This is a genomic window from Nannocystis punicea (assembly GCF_026965555.1).
In the GTDB taxonomy this organism is placed as follows: Bacteria; Myxococcota_A; Polyangia; order Nannocystales; family Nannocystaceae; genus Nannocystis; species Nannocystis punicea.
This window is the reverse complement of sequence record NZ_CP114040.1, coordinates 8,479,022-8,497,662: the sequence shown is the minus strand read 5'-3', so window position 1 is coordinate 8,497,662 and position 18,641 is coordinate 8,479,022. Positions and strand designations below refer to the sequence as shown.

Sequence of the window (18,641 nt, the reverse complement as noted above, 5' to 3'; positions counted from 1 at the left end):
CATCCTCGCCGCATGCACGAGGCCGATCGTTTCAGCGCGCTGCGGGCCGCGGTCCAGCAGGCGATCCTCGACCGCGACGGCGCCACCGAGCGAGAGACCCGGCGTCGCGCGTACGACGGCGAGGGCACGCCGGGGGCGATCGCCGAGTACGTGGCGACGGTGCGGCGCAACGCGTACCGCGTCGACGACGACATGGTCGCGGCGGTGCGGCAGGCGGGCCTCGGCGACGACGCGATCTTCGAGCTGACCGTGGCGACCGCGGTCGGCGAGGCGATGCGCCAGTTCGACGCGGCGATGGCGGCGCTGGCGGCGGCGCTGGCAGAGGGGGCGCGCTGAGATGCGGATCCCCTCGATCGAAGCGCCGCGGAGCGTGCGAGAGCGGCTGATGTTCGCGGTGATTCGCGTGCTCAGCGGTCACCGGGCGCCCGACGTGGTCCGGACCCTGCGCTACCGGCCGGAGATGTTCGGCAAGCCGATGGGGGCGCTGTTCCAGGAGGTGCTGCGCGGGCCGTCCGAGTGGTCGATCGGCGAGCGCGAGCTGTTCGCCGCGTGGGTGTCGAAGAAGAACGAGTGCGAGTTCTGAACGCGGGCCCACGGCGCGGTCGCGTCGAAGGTGATGGGCGAGGAGACGATCGCGGCGGCGCTGGCCGACCCCGACGCCGCGGCGCTGCCCGAGAAGGTCAAGGCGACGCTCCGGCTGCTGACGAAGGTGACGCGCGCCCGCGAGTCGCTGACGGCCGCCGACGTCGCGCCGGTGCTGGCGGCCGGGGTGTCGCGCCAGGGGGTGATCGACGCGCTCATGGTGGCGTTCGCGTTCAACGTGATCACCCGCCTCGCCGACGCGTTCGAGTTCGAGGTGCCGTCGCAGGCCTCGTTCGACGCCTCGGCGCAGAGGCTGCTGACGCGCGGCTACAAGTGAGCCGCGAGGCGCCTGCGGGCGGCTCGCAGTGGTGAGCGCCTGGCGATAACATGCCGCGGGGACATGCGACTCCGGAGCTCGTGCCTGCCGGCGTCGGCAGGCACAGGCGAGGGCGTGGCGAGCACATGTCCTCGGAGACATGTTTTTTTCAGAGGTCGGGTCGGCAGGCGCCGGCCGAGCGCAGAAGGACCTGTCTCGTAGGACAGGCTCAGCGGGTGGCGAGGGCCAGGTGCTCGATCTGCGCGCGCCAGGCGGCCAGAGCGGCCGGACGGAGGTCGGCGAGCGCGTGCGGGCCCGTGTGCGTGAGGATCAGGCGTGCGCCGCCGGGCCCGGGGGAGAGCTCCCAGCGGACGCGGCCGGCGGGGCGGCCGTCGTGGTGCCACCTGTACTCGAGGACAGACGAGGGCGCGAGCTCGGTGAGCTCGCCCGCGGGGGCGACGGTGGCGGTCGCGGCGGGCGGCGGTGGGTCGCCGACAGCGAGCGACGCGTCGGCGCCGGCGAGGAGGGCGGGCCAGACGCGGTCGATCGGCCGGCGAAACTGGCGCTCGAAGCGGACCACCCAGCCGTCGGGCGTGGCCTCGACGCGACCCTCGGCGAGGCCGAAGGCGGCGACGAAGGCCTCGTGCGCGGCCCAGGTGTCGTCGGGCTCGACGAACGGGCGCTCGGCCAGCGCGGCCTCGAGGGCGTCGAGGCAGACGTGCCAGCCGCTGGCGAAGCTGGCCGCGCCCGCGCGGTCGTCGAAGGTGTGGAGCAGGACGAGCAGGCTGCCGCCGGGGTCGGCGTGGAGCTCCCAGCGCAGGTGATCGCCGTCCCACGTGTACGCGAACACGCGCTGCGGCTCGAGGTCGGTCACCACGCCCCTGGTGACGTCGTCGCCCATGGTGAAGCGGATCTCGCCGCCGACCCGGAGGTCGATGTCCATCGCCGCCGGGAACCACGCGAGCAAGTGCGGCGCCTCGGTGAGCGCGCGCCAGACCTTGGCGGGCGGGTGCTTCAGCGGGTGCTCGATGCGGAGGACGTGGCGGCCGTCGATCGTGTGCAAGGTGTCGTTCATGTGCGCTCCTTCGCGGGGGGGTCGTCGTCGTCGGGCATGGAATCGAGGTGGCGCTCGAGCGCGGCGAAGCTGCTCTCCCACATGCGGCGATAGGGCGCGAGCCATTGATCGATCGCCAGCAGAGGCTCCGGACACAGCCGATACCAGCGCCGCGTGCCGTCGCGGCCGACCCGCACGAGGCCCGCTTCGCGCAGCGCCTTGAGGTGCTTCGAGGTGCTCGGCTGCGGCAAGCCGAGCTGCTCCGTCAACTCCCCGACGAGGCGCGGACGCTCGCGCAGGAGGTCGAGGATCTGTCGCCGCGCCGGCTCGGCCAGGACCTGGAACGCCTCGGACACGCGCATACCATGGCATGGATGACTATATGCTTGCAAGAGAATATATTTGCGCGAATGACGCGCGTGGAGTCGACGGGCCAGCAGCCGCGAGGGAGGAGTGAGCTGCTGTCGCGCGCCCCGGCGATGCGTCTCGATGCTCGCGCGTCCGTGGGTCTTCGCGCGGCTCAAGGACGCGAGGCGATCCTGGCTGCAGCGTTCGGCGGTGCTCGGCGATGCCGATCGATTCATCGGCGGGGCATGAAGATCGACGCGGCAAGATACTCGCGCATCCGTGGGCCTTCGCGCGGCTCATGGGCGCGAGGTGATCCTGGCTGCAGCGTTCGGCGGTGCTCGACGATGCCGATCGATTCAGCGACGGGGCATGCTCGTGAAGTGCTCGAATGATCGACGCGGTGGATGCCGTGCTCGCGCGATCTCCGGGCGTGATGCGAAGGCTAGCCGCCCTGGGCGATGCAGCGCTCGATCAGCTTGCGGCTCATGCCGGTGAAGCGGCACAGGCGATCGACGCGGTCGTCGGCGTAGGCGAGGTTGATGATCATCAGATCGAGGTCGAGGATCTTCAGCAGGCTGCGGGCCGCGGCGACGCGGGCGGCAGGGTCGTCGATGTGGGCCTCGAGCAGCGCCAGGCCCTCGCTGCGGAGGAAGCTGGTCACGGCCTCGACCCACCACGGCCGCACGCCGACGCGCACGTGCGCCAGGCCGATCCGCCAGCGCTCGGCGAAGTAGCGCTCGCCGTAGTCGCCGGCGAACAGCTCGGCCAGCCAGCGCAGGTGGGTCTGCTTGAGCGCTTCGACGCGGCCGGCGATGAGGGCGGCCTGTTCGGGCTCGGCGGCGAGCTTGGTGTAGAAGCGATCGGTGAGGGCGGGGCCGTGGACGGCGAACAGCGGGGCCAGGCCGCGCAGGCGCGCGGCGTCGTCGTCGTCGAAGGCGATGAATTGGCGGATCGCGGCGTATACGGCGGACGAGTCGGTCATGAGGCCTCTTGCGGGGCTGCGGCGCGCGTGAGCCAGGGGCCGAGCAGCGCCAGCAGCTTGCGGGTGATGTGATTGGTGTGGCGCCGCCAGGTGCGGCCGCCGGGGACGAATACGACGAGGAACAGCCGCGGCACGCAGTCGCGCGCGAGCGGGCGAATGACGACACGGCCGGCGTCGGGCGCCGCGAGGGTGAGCTCGTCGACGTCCGCGAGGCCGAGGTCGCGGACGGCGCGGTTGACGATGTCGTCGAACAGGCTGGTGAGCCCGGCGGCGACGTCGCTGCGAGCGTGCTCGCCGGCGGCGGCGACGAGCAGGCCCTGGTCGGTGCACACGAGCGACAACGGATAACCGCCGCCGCGGTTCATGCCGCCCAGGAGGGCGGTGAGCTGGGCCTCGACGCCGTGCATCGGCGGTTCATCCGAGCAGGCGGCCGATCTCCTTCGCCGCGCGCGAGATGTCGAGGAACACAAGGCCGAGCTTGGCGGCCTCGGTGGCGAGCACGGTGAGCACCGCGTCGGCGCCGGTGCGCGCGAGGATCGCAAAGCCCTGTGAGCCGCGGACCATGACCAGCGAGAACTCGCCGCGCGCGAGCTCGCGGACGATCCGCTCGCTCATGCCGAGGAGCGCGGCGCTCATGGCCGCGACCCGGTCGTCCTCGACGTCGGCGGGCAGGGCCGAGGCGATGAGGAGGCCGTCGTTGTCGACCACGGCGGCGGCCTCGATGTCGGGGGTGGTGGTGGAGAGGTTGCGCAGCAGCTTGCTTATCTGTTCGGAGCGGGTCATCGGACTTCCTCTGTGTCGGGCCCGGCCGCGGCGCGGCGCCGGGCGAGGGCCCGCAAGTTCTGTTGGACCACGCGATCGTCCGGGCGGCGGGCGAGGGCGCGGCGGAGCAGGGATTCGGCGGCGTCGTAGTCGCCGCGGCGGGCGAGCTCGCGGCCGCGGTCGAGCAAATCGTCGTAGTCCTCGCCGTCGACCACCGCGAGCGCGGGCGGGCGCCGCTGGGCGTCGAGGACGCGCTCGACGAGGCCGAGGCGCAGGGCGTCGAGGGCGGCGTCGATCACGAGGGTGACGATCCCGAGGTGCGGAGCGACGAGCTCGGCGAGGGGGCGCTGGCCGTCGAGCTCGAGCACGATCGGGTCGAACGGGCCGCCGGTGGGCTTCCACGGCTTCTCGTCGACGCGCCGCAGGACTGCCTCGGCGAGCCGCTTCCACTCGTCGCGCAGGCGGTAGGCGTCCATCAGCGCGAAGGTGACGTTGTCGCCGCAGCGGTCGCCGGCAGGCTCGCCGCGGGCGAGGACGAAGCGGCCGCGGTCGTGGAAGGCGAGCTCGCGCAGGGCCTCGACGCCGCTCAGCCGGCCGCAGACGACGCTGCCGACGTGGCCCTTGAGCAGGCTGATCTCGCCGCGGCCGTCGACGCGCAGCCAGCCGCTCACGGCCTCGACCTGCGCCAGCTGCAGCAGCGACACGAGGCTCACGTCGCGCAGGTCGCCGCGCAGCAGCTCGGTGGATCGGGGACGCAGGGCGCGTATGGGCTCAATCACCGTAGTTCTCCGGTCGAAAACAGCCAATCGATGGACTGCACTGTATCACCGGCGATTCTCGAGACCAGGTGCCGGTGCCGGCAAGACTTGCGGGGCTCGTGAGCTGGACCGCGAGGCCGCGCGGCGAATGTGGGCGCGGCGTCGACCTGCCGCGGCGTCATCGGGGCGCGCCGTCGACGTCGGGCCTGCGACGTCCGGTCGCGGCGCGGGGAGGTGCGCGATCGTCGATCCTCCTGTTTCGCGGATCGACTGTCGACAATGCGCAATGATCGGACCGTGCCAGCGCCGCAATGATCGATCAGGATGCGGTCGACCGGGACGCGACCCCGAGGGCGGCGGGTCGGGGGGCCGGGTCGCGCGCTCGATCGCGCCGGCGGAAGATCGGCGCGGGGCGGGAATAGCCGGCCGGTTTTCGGGTTCAAGGGCGCATGCTCTCACGCGCAATCGCGGTCGCGTCGCTCGTCGCGGCGGGCTGCAGCACCCACCTGGCCCCGTTGCACGACACGCCCATCCAGCTGCCGGCACTGCCCGAGGCCGCAGGTCCGCCTGTGCCGCTGCTCGTGTGTCGATTCGACGACCTCCGCGGCGATCGGCTGATGACCACCTCGCCGGTCGGCCTGATCCCCGGGCCCAATCTCCTCTATATGGGGAACACGATCCACTACGTCGACCGCGGCGGCTTCGCCGGCAGCAAGCACGGGCGGCCGCAGGTCCGCTCGGGCGACCTCGGGACGGCGCTGCCGGACCTGCTGGCGGCGACGATCCGGGAGGCGCGGCCCGACTGGCCGATCGAGGTGACTGCCTCGCCCGAACGATGTCGCAAGGGCGGCGATGCGCGGTACGTGATCGACGGCGCCATCCGTCGCACCGACATGCGGATCCACAGCAACGCGGTGCCGCTGGGGGTGCTGGCGCTGATCGGGGCGCCGTTCACCTTCCTCTCCTTCGACGGGGAGTTCGACGTGGAGATCCGCCGCGCCGACACCGGCGCGATCGCCTGGCGCCACGGCTTCCGCATCGACGAGCGCCGCGCGGTCGGGCTGTACTACGGCCACAAGGCGGCGTACACGCTGTTCTCGTCGCTCCTGCAAGAGACAGTGGCGAAGAGCGTCGCCAGCGCGATTCACATCGCCGAGCGCGGCGCGTGAGCGCGCGCCAGATCGACGGCACCGCCGCGGCGCTCGTGATTCTGGACGGTGGGTGCGAGCGACAGAGGAATGTGAGGACCGCGCGCGCTGGGGTCCGCGTGCACCGCTGATTGCGACCTCGCGGTGAGGCGAGTCCTCCGGAGCCTGGCCTGCATCGAGCGGCGGACCCGAGCCCGCGGGGCAGGCCGTGAGCCGGGGAGCGAGCGCAGCGAGGCGGGCTGGACGGAGACGGCGCGGAGCGCTGGCGCAGGCCGTGAGGTGCCGGCGAGCGGGCGCTCCGGGGCGGGCGGGGCGAAGGACGGCCGCTCGGCGAATCGAGCCGGCCCGCCAGCGTTCGCCGGCGAATTCAGCGAGTCTTGCGCGATCGAAAGGGAGGCCCGCGGCAGGCGGTGACGAGGCGGTGGCCGGAGTCACGGCGTGCGCGGCGCTCGCGGGACGATTGCGACGATCGGTCGCGGCGCGACGATGCGCCTCCACATTCTTCTTTTTTTTAAAGAAGAAAAGTGTCCTTTGGGACATGTGGTCAATCGGCCGCGGGCCGGCGCACACGAGCACGGCTCGCGGCCGGCACCGTTGATTCGCAGGTGCTGCCTGCAGGCCGCAACCTCGGGCTTCGCTGCAGATTGATGGCAGGGCGAACCGGTTGCGGCTGGCTCGTGCGCCGGTTACCGTCGGAAGGTGCGGCATTTTTTAATGATGCGGGCGCGGCCATCGGCCAGCGCGCAGGCGCCGACGGGTCGAGCGGCGGCGGAGAGCGCTGTCCCGGCGAGGGGAATCAGGGCTGCGCGTTCGACCGGAGCGGGGCCGACAGAGCGAGCGGCGAGGGAAGTGAGCCGTGTCGCGACGGGAATCGCCGCGCTGCGGTCGATCGCGGCGACCCGCGCGGCGAGGAGAATCGGCGGGCTGCAGCCGAGAGCAGCGGAGCGGCCGTCGAGCGCGGCGACCCGCGCGGCGAGGAGAATCGGCGGGCTACAGCCGAGGGCAGCGGTGCGGACGTCGAGCGCAGCGATCCGTGCGAGGCGGAGAATCGGCGGGCTGCGGTCGAGGGCGGCGCTGCGGACGGAGCTTGTGGCGACCCGTGCGGCGAGGAGAATCGGCGGGCTACAGCCGAGGGCAGCGGTGCGGACGTCGAGTGCAGCGATCCGTGCGAGGCGGAGAATCGGCGGGCTGCGGTCGAGGGCGGCGCTGCGGGCGGAGCGTGCGGCGACCCGTGCGGCGAGGAGAATCGGCGGGCTACAGCCGAGGGCAGCGGTGCGGACGTCGAGCGCAGCGATCCGTGCGAGGCGGAGAATCGGCGGGCTGCGGTCGAGGGCAGCGGTGCGGGTGGGGCGTGCGGCGATCGAGGCGACGCGCTCGACTCGTGGCGGAGCGAGGCGTGCGCGACGGACGACCGCGGATGCCGGGGTGAGGCAGAACCGCCGAGAAACTGCGCCGCGAGGGGTCGGTGTCGATTGTCGTGAGTCGACGAGCAGTCCGGTGATTCGCGCTGCGAGCCGGTGCGGGCAGGGGAGAACGATCGCGGCCGTTCTTCCGCGGGCGGGCTGCCCGCGGGGTGCTCGAGCGCTGCCCGGGGATGAGCGCGGCGAGCAAGGGTTTGTTCGAGGGCGAGCTCGTCGCGCGCGTGTCTCCGTGCGCCGACGGTCCCGGGGCGCGAGGCGAGGCGAGCGGGCGAGATTTCGCGGCGCGTCCGCAGACGATCGCCGCGGGAAACCCGGGGAAGCGTCGGTTCGCCGGCACGCGCGGGCGGTGGCTGTGGACAGTCCGGTCGAGGCGCGAGCCGGGGCGATTGTCAGCACGACCGACCGGTGTGCCATGATTCGTCGAGCGACCCTCGCTGCCCGTCGGGCCGCGCCGGGCGGGCTCATCGGGGTCGAGTGCAAGCAGCAGTCGCCGACCCGCCGGCTGAAGAGCGTCCGCGTCCGCGAGCGGTTCGTAGAATGTGGAGACAGACCGATGCACAGACAAGGATGCGCGATGCCGGCCTTTCCTGTAGTGTGTCCCCAGAGCTCGAGAGACACGCCGGGGTGTGCATATCGCGCGGACAGCCGTTCGCTGCAGGAGCCGTGAATGCTTCACAGTGTCCTTCGCCGGGGAGATCTCCCTGTACCGCGCGGCGCGGCCTCGTCGGCGCGAAAGTTCGTTGCTCTGCGCGGGGACACCTTCAAAACCAAGGTTCGGCAAATGACATTTGCGAGGCGGCTTGCGGACAGCTGTCCGGTCGGTAGAATTCCTATTACGCGGCGCGGCGCCGAGTTGTATATCTATTCATACCCGCTACACGGGACATAGTCGTTTCTTGGCTCCACGACTACGGGCATTTCATCTCGGCGAATCATATCCGCGCCCCGAGACGAAGTTGCCGCAGCGGGAGCGAATCGCTCCAGCGCGTGTCGTTCGCGCATAAAGGGGGAAATGTGCACCTTCGTCGCTCGGATGTATACACGGAATTCGACTGCATCGACCGCGGCCCACCGCACCGGGAGAGCCCGCCGGCGAGCTACACAATCGCTGCTTCGTGCGAGCAGGCGCTCGTATGGCTGCGCCTGGGGCTGTTCGGGCCGTCGCCGGTCAACCACCGCTGCGCCGCCGTCTGGATCGACGGGGAGCTCGACGCGGGGCGAGTCGAGCAGGCGACGGCGCGTCTCGGGGAGCGCCACGATCTGCTGCGGACGACCTTCTGCGAACAGACGCAGGAGAACGGCGAACCGCGGCTCTACCAGGTGATCGCGGGGGCCGCCTCGCCGCGGCTGGTCCGCATCGAGGGCGCCGACTGGAGCGAGGAGGAGGTGCTGCGCCGCGCCGGCGATGCGGCCCGCAGCAGCCTCGACCCACGCCAGGAGCCACCCTGGCGGGTCTACCTGATCCGCCAGCGCGCCGGCAGGCACCTGGCAGTATTGGTCGTGCACGCGCTGCTCGCCGATGCCGACAGCGACGCCGAGTCTCTTATTAAGGAATGGCGAATGCTGGTCGAGGGGGGCGGTCGAATGACCGGACAGGTGACCGGCCTCTATACGCAACACCTGCGGGCGCAGGCCGAGTCGCTGGAGTCGCCCCAGACCCGCGGGGCGATCGCATGGTGGCAAGCCCAGCACGCGGGCGCGCCGGCGCTGCTCGAGCTGCCGGTGGATCGCCCGCGCTCGCCGGTGCCCGCCCGCGCCGGCGGCAGGGTGTCGCGCCGCGTGGGGGACGACCTGCCGCCGGCGCTGGTGGCCGCGGCCACCCGCGCCGGCGTCGACGTCCAGACGGTCGCCCTGGCCGGCCTGCTCGCGGTGCTGCATCGCTACACCGGTCAGTCGGAGCTGGTGGTCGAGGCCCGCGCGGCCCGGCCGGCGGCCAAGCGGCGCCTGGGGCCGGTGGCCGACCGCTGGATGCTGCGCGTCGCGGTGGCCCCGGAGCGAGGCTTCGCGGCGCTGCTGGAGCGCACGCAGGCGGCGGTGGCGACGGCGCAGGAGCACGGCGCCCTGGCCTCGCTGGTCGCGGCGATGACGACCCGCGCGCCCGGCTGCCAGGTGTACTTCCACGGCGCGTGCGAGGAGCCCTCGGCGGTCACCCTCGACCTCGGGGTCGTCGCTCATGAGCTCGAGCTCTCGCTCGACCTGCGCGCCGGGCTGCTGCTCGCCGCCTACGACCGCGACCTGTTCGAGGCCGACACCGTGCGGCGCCTGTTGGGCCACTGGGAGATGGTGCTGGTGGCGGCGCTGGCCGAGCCGGGGCGGCCGATCGCCGAGCTGGCGCTGCTGGTGCCGGCCGAGCTGCAGACGATCGTGCACCAGTGGAACGCCACCGACGCGGCGTACGTCGGGCCCGACTGCCTGCACGGGCTGTTCGCCGCCCAGGTCGCGCGCACGCCCGAGGCGCCGGCGGTCGTGGATGCCGGCCGCAGCCTGACGTACCGCGAGCTGCACGCCCGCGCGACCCGGCTGGCCTGGCGCCTGCGCGAGCTCGGGGTCGGCGCCGACGTGCCGGTCGGTCTGTTCCTCGACCGCTCGCTCGAGCTGGCCGTCGGGGTGCTGGCGATCTTGATGGCCGGCGGGACCTATGTGCCGCTCGATCCGGCGTACCCGGCGGAGCGCCTGTCCTGGATCGTGGCCGACAGCGGCGCGGTGGCGATGGTGACGAGCTCGCGGCTGGCGGCCGCGCTGCCGCCGAGCCAGGCCCGGACGGTGCTGGTCGACGCGGATCTCGAGGCGAGCGTGACGCCGCTGCCGCGCACGGACCCGGGCGACCTGGCGTACGTGATCTACACGTCGGGCTCGACGGGCCGACCGAAGGGGATCGGGATGCCGCACGCGGCGCTCGTCAACCTGATCGAGTGGCACGCGGCGGAGCTGCTCGGCGGGGCGCGCACCCTGCAGTTCGCGGCGCTCGGCTTCGATGTGTGCTTCTACGAGATGTTCACGGCCTGGCGCACCGGCGGCTCGGTCCACATGATCGACGAGGCGGTCCGCCACGACGTGGCCCGCCTCGGCGCGACGATCGAGGCCGAGGCGATCGAGAAGGTCATCCTGCCGGTGGTGGTGCTGCAGCAGCTGGCGGAGGAGTTCGCCGACCGCCCCGAGGTGCTGCGCAGCCTGAAGGAGGTGACGACGACGGGCGAGCAGATGCACCTGACCGCGCCGGTGATCGGGCTGTTCGAGCGCCTGCCGCAGTGCGCCCTGCACAATCACTACGGGCCGGCGGAGAGCCACGTGGTCACCGCGTACCCGCTGCCCGCGGCGCGCTCGCAGTGGGTGCCGCACCCGCCGATCGGCCGGCCGATCGCCAACACCCGCGTGCTGGTGCTCGACCCGCACATGAACCTGTGCCCGGTCGGCGTGCCCGGCGAGCTGTACATCGGCGGCGAGGGCCTGGCCCGCGGCTACTGGAACCGGCCCGATCTGACCGCGGAGCGGTTCGTGCCCGATCCGTTCGCCGACGAGCCAGGCGCGCGGCTGTATCGCACCGGCGACATCACGCGCCTGCGGCCCGACGGCACCGTCGATTACCTCGGCCGGCGCGACGATCAGGTGAAGATCCGCGGGGTCCGGGTCGAGCTCGGCGAGGTGCTGTCGGCGATCTCCCGCCACCCGCGCGTGCAGGAGGCGGCGGTGATCGCCCGCGAGGACACGCCCGGCGAGCGCCGGCTGGTGGCCTACTTCGTGGCGGCGCAGGGCGAGGTCGCCGGCGAGGTGGCGGCCGAGCTGCGCGCGTTCCTCCGCCGCTCGCTGACGGAGGCGATGATCCCGACGGCGTTCATGGCCCTGCCGGCGATGCCGCTGACGCCGAACGGGAAGATCGACAAGCGGGCGCTGCCGCGGCCGGAGGACGAGGCGACGGCCTCGACGTCGGTGCCGCCGCGCTCGGAGCTCGAGGCGTCGCTGGCGGCGATCTGGCAGGACGTGCTGAAGATCGATCGGGTCGGGGCGCACGACGACTTCTTCGCGCTCGGCGGCCACTCGCTGCTGGCGACGCAGGTGCTGGCGCGGGTGCGGCGGACGTTCGGGGTCGAGCTGGCGCTGGCGCAGCTGTACGCGGGGCCGACGGTGGCGGCGCTGGCAGGCGCGGTGCGGGCCCGCAGGGCGCCGGCGGTCGAGGCGACCGCGATCGAGCCGGCGCGGCGCGAGGGGCCGCTGCCGCTGTCGCTGGCGCAGGAGCGGCTGTTCTTCCTCCACCGCCTGGCGCCGGACAGCACTGCGTACAACTGCCCGCACGGGTTCCGCCTGCGCGGGCCGCTCGACGCGGCGGCGCTGCAGCGCGGGCTCGATGCGCTGGTGGAGCGCCACGAGGCGCTGCGCACCACGTTCGTCGAGGTCCGGGGGCAGGGGCGGCAGGTGATCGCGGGCCGCGGGGCGGTGCCGCTGCGCCGCTTCGACCTGCGCAGCCTGCCGGAGGAGCTGCGCCCGCTCGAGCTGGGGCGCCGGCTGGCGAACGAGCTGCGGCGGCCGTTCGACCTCGAGCGCGGGCCGCTGGTGCGCGGGTGCCTGCTGCAGCTGGCCGACGAGGAGCACTTCCTGCTGCTCGACCTGCACCACATCGTGACCGACGGCTGGTCGATGCGGCTGTTGCTCGACGAGCTGGCGGCGCTGTACGAGGCGGGCCGTCGCGGGGAGACCGCCTCGCTGCCGCCGCTGGCGCTGCAGTTCGCCGACTACGCGGCGTGGGAGCGCGGGCGCGTGCAGCACGGGCTTTTGCGGTCGATCGCGTGGTGGCGCGAGACTCTGGCCGACGCGCCGCGGCTGCTCTCGCTGCCGACCGACCGGCCGCGGCCGAACACGCAGAGCTTCCGCGGCGGGGCGGTGGCGCTGCGCCCGGGGCCCGAGGTGAGCGCGGCGCTGCGGCGCCTGGGCGCGCCGGCCGGGCTGTCGCCGACGCTGGTGCTGCTGGCCGGCTTCGCGGCGCTGCTGCACCGCTACAGCGGCGAGTCGGTGATCGTGCTCGGCATGCCGACGGCGGCCCGCGATCGCGTGGAGCTCGAGGGGCTGGTCGGCTTCTTCGTCAACACCCTGCCGATCCGCGTCGACCTGGCCGGCGACCCGAGCTTCGCCGAGCTGCTGGCGCAGGTCCGCCGCGCGACCCTGGCGGCCTACGACCACGACGCGGTGCCGTTCGACCGCATCGTCCAGGAGCTCCGGCCCGAGCGCACGCTGAGCCACAACCCGGTCGTGCAGGTCGGCTTCGCGCCGCAGCCGCCCGGGGCCCGCGAGCTGCGGCTGGCCGGGCTGCAGGTCGAGAGCGTCGAGCCCGAGGTGCCGCGGGCGATCTTCGACCTGACGCTGTACGTCCGCGACGAGGACGACGAGCTGTCGGCGCTGCTCGAGTACAGCGCGGACCTGTTCGAGCGGGCGACGATCGAGCGCATGGGCGAGCACCTCGTGGCGCTGCTGCGCGGGGTGATCGAGCGGCCGCACGGGCGGGTGTCGCAGGTGCCGCTGCTCGGGCCGGAGGAGCGCGCGGCGGTGGTGTCGGGCTGGAACGCGACGCCGGCGGTGCCGGGCCGGCCGGAGATGATGCATTCGCTGGTGGCCAGGGCGGCGCCGGAGCGAGTGGCGGTGACTCTGGGTGATGCGCAGCTGACCTACGCGGCGCTCGAGCGGCGCGCGGAGCTGCTGGCGCGTCACCTGGCGGCGCGGGGCGTGGGCCCGGAGTCGCTGGTGGCGGTGAGCGTGGAGCGGTCGCTCGAGCTGGTGATCGCGGTGGTGGCGGTGCTCAAGGCCGGGGCGGCGTTCCTGCCGCTCGACCCGGCGTACCCGGCCGAGCGCTTGGCGTTCATGCTGGCCGACAGCGGGGCGCGGGTGGTGCTGACGCAGGCGCGGCTGGCGGAGCGGTTCGCCGGGCGCGAGGTGATCCGGCTCGACGTGGACCAGCACGCGATCGTTGCCGATGCACGGGCGGTGACCGCGGCCGACGATCCGTCGCGCGCGGCCTACGTGATCTACACGTCGGGCTCGACGGGCCGCCCGAAAGGGGTGGTGGTCGAGCACCGCAGCGCGGTCAACCTGGCGCGGGCGCAGCGGGTGCTGTTCGGCCTGACGGACGACAGCGTGGTGCTGCAATTCTCGGCGCTGAGCTTCGACGCGTTCGTGTTCGAGCTGCTGCTGGCGTGGGGCGCGGGCGCGACGCTGTGCCTGCTGCCGCCGGGGCTGCCGGTGCCGGGGCCCGAGTTCGAGGAGGTGTTGCGCAGCCGGCGGGTGTCGATGTGCGTGCTGCCGCCGTCGGTGCTGGCGGCGATGGCCGACGCGCCGCTGCCCGACCTCGTGCACGTGGTGGCCGCCGGCGAGGCCTGCAGCGCCGAGCTGGTGGCCCGGTGGGGCCGCGGGCGGCGGTTCGTCAACGCCTACGGGCCGACCGAGACGACCGTGTGCGCGACCGCGTACGCGTGCGAGCCCGGCGAGGGCCCGCCGCCGATCGGCCGGCCGCTGGCCGAGGTGCAGGTGTACGTGCTCGACCCGGCCGGCAACCCGGCGCCTTTCGGGGTGTTCGGCGAGCTGGTCGTGGGCGGCGCCGGGGTGGCGCGCGGGTACCTGGGGCGGCCCGGTCTGACCGCCGAGCGGTTCGTGCCCGACCCGTTCTCCGGGGCGCCAGGGGCCCGGCTGTACCGCACCGGCGACCGCGTGCGCTGGCGGGCCGACGGCCAGCTCGAGTTCGCCGGTCGGCTCGATCGCCAGGTCAAGCTCCGCGGCTTCCGCATCGAGCTCGGCGAGGTCGAGGCGGCGGTCCGCGCCCACCCTGCAGTGCAGGACGCGGCGGTGATCGTGACGCGCGAGGAGCTGGTGGCGTACGTGGTGCCGCGGACGGCTTCTGAGGGGGTCGCGGCGGCGGTGCGGGAGTTCGCGCAGGGGCGCCTGCCGGGCCACATGGTGCCGGCGGCGGTGGTGCCGGTCGAGGCGTTCCCGACGCTGCCGAACGGCAAGGTCGACGTGCGCGCGCTGGCCGAGCGGCGCCCGCGGGCGGAAGGTCGGGCGATCGAGCTGCCGCGCTCGCAGGTGGAGCAGGCGCTGGCGCAGATCTGGCGCGAGGCGTTGGGGCTCGAGCAGGTCGGGGTGGACGAGCCGTTCTTCGAGCTCGGCGGCCACTCGCTGCTGCTGGCGCGGGTGCGCACGGCGATCGAGGCGCGGTTCGGGCGGCGCGTCGAGATGGTGGAGCTGTTCCAGCACCCGACGATCCGCAGCCTGGCGGCGCGGCTGGCCGGGGCGGCGCCGGAGGTCGCTGCTGCGACGACGGCGACGCGGGCGGAGGTCGCGAGCGAGGCGATCGCGATCGTCGGCCTGGCGGGGCGCTTCCCCGGGGCGGACAGCGTCGAGGCGCTGTGGCAGAACCTGCTCGCGGGGGTCGAAGGGATCCGCTTCGCCGACGCGGAGGCGCTGGCGGCCGCCGGGATCGAGCCTGGGCCGGGCTTCGTGCCGGCGTTCGGGGCGCTGCAGGACGCGTTCTGCTTCGACGCGGCGTTCTTCGGCTACAGCCCGCAGGAGGCGCGGCTGATGGACCCGCAGCAGCGGGTGTTCCTCGAGACCGCGTTCGCGGCGCTCGAGGACGCGGCCTGCGACCCGGGCCGCGGGACGCCGCGCGTGGGGGTGTTCGGCGGCTGCGACGCGCCGCGCCACTGGCTGGCGCTCGGCGGGGCGACGGGCGGGATCGACGAATTCCAGCGCGGGGTGGCCAACATCCCCGACAACCTGACGTCGCGCGTGGCCTACAAGCTGGGGCTGCGCGGGCCGGCGGTGACGGTGCTGTCGGCGTGCTCGACGTCGCTGGTGGCGGTCCACCTGGCCTGCCAGAGCCTGCGGGCCGGCGAGTGCGACGTGGCCCTGGCCGGCGGCGCCGCGGTGGCCCCGGAGGCGGTGCTCGGCCACGTCCACGAGGACGGGTCGATCCTCTCGCCCGACGGCCACTGCCGGCCCTTCGACGCCGAGGCGGGGGGGACCGTGGCGGCCAGCGGGGTCGGGGTGGTGGTGCTGAAGCGCCTGGCCGACGCGGTGCGCGACGGCGACGCGATCCGGGCGGTGATCCGCGGCTCGGCGATCGGCAACGACGGGGCCGAGAAGGTCGGCTACACGGCGCCGGGGCTGCAGGGCCAGGTCGACGTGCTGCGCCGGGCCTACGCGGCGGCCGACGTGTCGCCGGCGAGCGTGGCGCTGATCGAGGCCCACGGGACGGCGACGCGGCTCGGCGACCCGATCGAGGTGGCCGCGTTGACGCAGGTGTTCCGCGCCGCCGAGGCGGGCACCGGCGGCTGCGCGCTGGGGTCGATCAAGAGCAACCTCGGGCACCTCAGCGCGGCCGCCGGGGTGACGGGGCTGATCAAGGCGACTCTGGCGCTGGAGCGCGGACGGATCCCGGGGACGCTGCACTTCAAGGCGCCCAACCCGGCGCTGCGGCTGGCGGACAGCCCGTTCTTCGTCCCCGCGGCGGCGGTCGACTGGCCGGCCGGGGCGGGGCCGCGGCGCGCGGGCGTGAGCGCGTTCGGGGTCGGCGGGACGAACGCGCACGTGGTGCTCGAAGCGGCGCCCGAGCCGGCGCCGACCAGCCCGGGCCGACCGTGGCAGCTGTTGCCCCTGTCGGCGCGTACGAGCGACGCCCTGGCGTCGCGCGCGGAGCTGCTGGCTTCGCACCTGCGCGAGCGGCCGACGCTGCCGCTGGCCGACGTCGCGTACACGCTGCAGCAGCGGGTCGCGCTGTCGCCGGCGCGCTGCGTGGCGGTCTGCCGCGACGGGGAGGGCGCGCAGGCGGCCCTGTGCGGCCGCAGCCCGGGGCAGGTGGTCCGCGGGCAGGTGCGCGCCCGCGCGCCGCAGGTGGTGTTCGTGTTCCCCGGCGGCGGCAGCCAGCACGTCGACATGGGCCGCGAGCTGTACGCCGCCATCCCGGCGTTCCGCGCGGCCCTCGACGCCTGCGCCGAGCTGTTCGTGGCCGAGCTGGGCGAAGACATCCGGGCGTCGATGTTCCCGCCGCCCGGCGAGTTCGAGGCGGCGAAGCAGCGGCTGCTGGCGCCGTCGCGCAACATGGCGTCGATCTTCGCGGTCGAGTACGCGCTGGCGCAGGTGCTGCTCGCCTGGGGCCTGCGCCCGGCGGCGATGTTCGGCCACTCCCTCGGGGAGTACGTGGCGGCGACGATCGCCGGGGTGTTCTCGCTGGCCGACGCGGTCGCGCTGGTGGCTACCCGCGGGGCGCTGTGCGACGCGGCCCCGGCGGCGGCGATGGTGGCGGTGCCGCTGTCGGCCGAGGCCGCGGCGGCGCGGCTGCTGCCCGGGCTGTCGCTGGCGGCGATCAACGGGCCCGAGGCCTGCGTGGTGGCGGGCGCGGTGGAGGCGATGGCGCCGTTCGTGGCGGCGCTGCAGGCGGAGGGGATCGACGCGCGCCGGCTGCCGATCGCGACCGCGTCGCACTCGGTGCTGATGCAGCCGCTGGTGGCGCGGCTCGTGGAGCGGGCGCGCGAGGTCGAGTTCGCGGCGCCGCAGATCGCGGTGATCTCGGGCGTGACGGGCACGTGGGGCCAGGCGGAGGTCGGCGACCCGAGCTACTGGGGCCGCCACCTGCGCGAGACGGTCCGCTTCGCCGACGGAGTGGCGACGCTGCACGCCGACCCCGACTTCGCGTTCCTCGAGGTCGGCCCCGGCGGTCACTTGGCGAGCTTCATCCGCAACCACCCCGACGCCGGCCCGGACCGCCTGGTGGTGGCGTCGATGGCCCACCCGCGCGCCGGTCGCAGCGAGCTCGAGGCGCTGCTCCTGGCGCTGGCGCAGCTGTGGTGCGCGGGGGCGACGATCGACTGGTCGGCGTTCACCGGCGAGGAGCGCCGCCGCAAGCTGCCGCTGCCGACGTACCCGTTCGCCCGCACCCGCCACACGCTCGAGCTGCGCCCGGCCGCGCCGACGCTGGTGCTGGCGCCGCCGGCGGAGAAGGAGGCGACGACCCGCGCGAGGGAGGTGGTGCGCGAGGCGCCGCGCGACGGGTTGACGGCGATCGTGGCGGAGATCTGGGGCGAGGCGCTGGGCGTGGCGCGGGTGCACGACGGGGACAACTTCTTCGACCTCGGCGGGACGTCGCTGACGGCGGTGAAGATCCGCGCCCGCGTGCGCGAGCGCTTCGGGGTGACGACGCCGGTCCACGCGCTGCTCGAGCACCCGAACTTCGCCGGCTTCGTGGCGGCGCTGCGCGGCCTGCTCGGCGGCCAGGCCGAGGCCGGCGGCTCGCTGCTGGTCCAGCTGCGGCCGGGTCGCCCGGGGACGCGGCCGCTGTTCCTGGTCCAGCCGATCGGCGGGACGGTCTACACGTACCTGCCGCTGGCGCGCCACCTCGACGCCGGCGGGGCGGCGATCTACGGCGTGCGCGCGTCGGGCACGGACCCCGGCGAGCCGGTGCTCGACTCGGTGCCGGCGATGGCGGAGCGCTACGTGGCCGACATCCTGCGCGTGCAGCCCGAGGGGCCGTACACGGTCGGCGGGCACTCGGCCGGCGGGATCACTGCGTACGAGGTGGCCCGCCAGCTCGAGGCCCGCGGCCACGCGGTCCGGCTGCTGATCCTCGATGCGCCGTCGATGCCGGCGGTCTACGAGGACGTGATCGAGACGATCGACGACTTCCTCCGCAGCCACGAGGTGTTCGCGTCGAGCGAGTCGCCGTCGTACCAGAGCTTCGTGGCGGCGCTCGAGACGGACGCGGCGCTGCGGCAGATCGTGCTGGCGACGTGCCTGGCCGAGCAGCGCTACCGGCCGGGGCCGATCGCGGCGGAGGTGGTGTACTTCGCGGCCAGCGAACAACGCGACGCCCGCGACACGCACGCGGGGATGTACTGGCTCGACCTGGTCGAGGGCGAGTTCTCGCTGTACCGCACGCCCGGCGACCACTTCACGATGATGGACGAGCCATGGGTCGAGACGCTGGCGCGGCTCATCGATCGCCACCTCGGGCGGCGGGCGTGATCGCGGCGCTCGGAGGCGCGGACTCGTCGAGAGAGGGCGGGTCCGCTGCGCTGCGTCCTCGTCGTGACGAGCCGTCGGCCTGTTCGTCAAGCGCGGAGCGCCGCGCGTCCGTGCACAGCCTGGAGCTCTCCTTGAGCTCGCCGGAGAAAGCGCGGACGAACTTGTCGAGCTTGGCGTGGACGATCGAAGCCGACGGCCGCGAGGTTGCAGCTGTCGAGCGTGAGCGGGTGGGGTGAGCACGCCCGCCGGGGCCGAACGCAGCGTGGATGCGGCCC

11 protein-coding genes are annotated in these 18,641 nt (G+C 73.8%); 5 read left to right on the top strand and 6 right to left on the bottom strand.

Features of this window, described 5'->3' with window-relative positions; all coding sequences use genetic code 11:
* Positions 1-12: 12 nt before the first annotated feature.
* From O0S08_RS32610 to O0S08_RS32600, 3 genes are read left to right on the top strand one after another with little or no spacing between them, the layout of a single operon-like run.
* Positions 13-336 (top strand): hypothetical protein, encoded by a 324-nt coding sequence (locus tag O0S08_RS32610; RefSeq protein ID WP_269033285.1) that lies wholly within the window; start codon positions 13-15, stop codon positions 334-336.
* Between the two features lies 1 nt (position 337).
* The gene (locus O0S08_RS32605) at positions 338-583 is read left to right on the top strand and encodes a carboxymuconolactone decarboxylase family protein (protein ID WP_269033284.1); all 246 of its coding nucleotides are present in this window, start codon (positions 338-340) and stop codon (positions 581-583) included.
* 33 nt (positions 584-616) lie between these two features.
* The gene (locus O0S08_RS32600) at positions 617-919 is read left to right on the top strand and encodes a carboxymuconolactone decarboxylase family protein (protein WP_269033283.1); all 303 of its coding nucleotides are present in this window, start codon (positions 617-619) and stop codon (positions 917-919) included.
* Positions 920-1,127: 208 nt separating this feature from the next.
* Here the strand turns inward: O0S08_RS32600 and O0S08_RS32595 are convergent, their stop codons facing one another.
* From O0S08_RS32595 to O0S08_RS32570, 6 genes are all read right to left on the bottom strand, one after another.
* Positions 1,128-1,973 carry an SRPBCC family protein gene (locus O0S08_RS32595; protein WP_269033281.1) on the bottom strand — a complete coding sequence of 282 codons (846 nt, stop codon included), beginning with the start codon at positions 1,971-1,973 and terminating at the stop codon, positions 1,128-1,130.
* Complete coding sequence (locus O0S08_RS51360) at positions 1,970-2,314, bottom strand: ArsR/SmtB family transcription factor (protein WP_371879562.1); 345 nt, start codon at positions 2,312-2,314, stop codon at positions 1,970-1,972. The genes O0S08_RS32595 and O0S08_RS51360 overlap by 4 nt, the downstream gene beginning before the upstream one ends.
* Before the next feature lie 428 nt (positions 2,315-2,742).
* Positions 2,743-3,282, bottom strand: coding sequence for a protoglobin domain-containing protein (locus O0S08_RS32585; protein WP_269033279.1), 540 nt, complete (start codon positions 3,280-3,282; stop codon positions 2,743-2,745).
* Entirely contained in the window at positions 3,279-3,689 is a 411-nt protein-coding gene (locus O0S08_RS32580; protein WP_269033278.1) for a hypothetical protein, read from the bottom strand. The genes O0S08_RS32585 and O0S08_RS32580 overlap by 4 nt, the downstream gene beginning before the upstream one ends.
* Positions 3,690-3,696: 7 nt before the next feature.
* Positions 3,697-4,065 (bottom strand): roadblock/LC7 domain-containing protein, encoded by a 369-nt coding sequence (locus O0S08_RS32575; protein ID WP_096331661.1) that lies wholly within the window; start codon positions 4,063-4,065, stop codon positions 3,697-3,699.
* On the bottom strand, positions 4,062-4,823 hold the full coding sequence (locus O0S08_RS32570; protein WP_269033276.1) for a DUF4388 domain-containing protein: 762 nt from the start codon (positions 4,821-4,823) through the stop codon (positions 4,062-4,064). Before O0S08_RS32570 ends, O0S08_RS32575 begins: the two co-directional genes overlap by 4 nt.
* A gap of 428 nt (positions 4,824-5,251) precedes the next feature.
* Here O0S08_RS32570 and O0S08_RS32565 point away from each other — a divergent pair, with 428 nt between their 5' ends.
* Together O0S08_RS32565 and O0S08_RS32560 are read left to right on the top strand one after the other, a co-directional pair.
* Positions 5,252-5,971: a hypothetical protein gene (locus O0S08_RS32565; protein WP_269033275.1), complete on the top strand. Its 720-nt coding sequence runs from the start codon at positions 5,252-5,254 to the stop codon at positions 5,969-5,971.
* Positions 5,972-8,385: 2,414 nt separating this feature from the next.
* Positions 8,386-18,366, top strand: coding sequence for a non-ribosomal peptide synthetase/type I polyketide synthase (locus O0S08_RS32560; protein WP_269033274.1), 9,981 nt, complete (start codon positions 8,386-8,388; stop codon positions 18,364-18,366).
* The last annotated feature ends 275 nt before the right edge of the window (positions 18,367-18,641 follow it).

Bases quoted from the DNA above. Each gene is read 5' to 3' on its own strand.
- O0S08_RS32610 (WP_269033285.1), top strand. From the start codon at position 13: ATGCACGAGGCCGATCGTTTCAGCGCGCTGCGGGCCGCGGTCCAGCAG.
- O0S08_RS32605 (WP_269033284.1), top strand. From the start codon at position 338: ATGCGGATCCCCTCGATCGAAGCGCCGCGGAGCGTGCGAGAGCGGCTG.
- O0S08_RS32600 (WP_269033283.1), top strand. From the start codon at position 617: ATGGGCGAGGAGACGATCGCGGCGGCGCTGGCCGACCCCGACGCCGCG.
- O0S08_RS32595 (WP_269033281.1), bottom strand. From the start codon at position 1,973: ATGAACGACACCTTGCACACGATCGACGGCCGCCACGTCCTCCGCATC.
- O0S08_RS51360 (WP_371879562.1), bottom strand. From the start codon at position 2,314: ATGCGCGTGTCCGAGGCGTTCCAGGTCCTGGCCGAGCCGGCGCGGCGA.
- O0S08_RS32585 (WP_269033279.1), bottom strand. From the start codon at position 3,282: ATGACCGACTCGTCCGCCGTATACGCCGCGATCCGCCAATTCATCGCC.
- O0S08_RS32580 (WP_269033278.1), bottom strand. From the start codon at position 3,689: ATGCACGGCGTCGAGGCCCAGCTCACCGCCCTCCTGGGCGGCATGAAC.
- O0S08_RS32575 (WP_096331661.1), bottom strand. From the start codon at position 4,065: ATGACCCGCTCCGAACAGATAAGCAAGCTGCTGCGCAACCTCTCCACC.
- O0S08_RS32565 (WP_269033275.1), top strand. From the start codon at position 5,252: ATGCTCTCACGCGCAATCGCGGTCGCGTCGCTCGTCGCGGCGGGCTGC.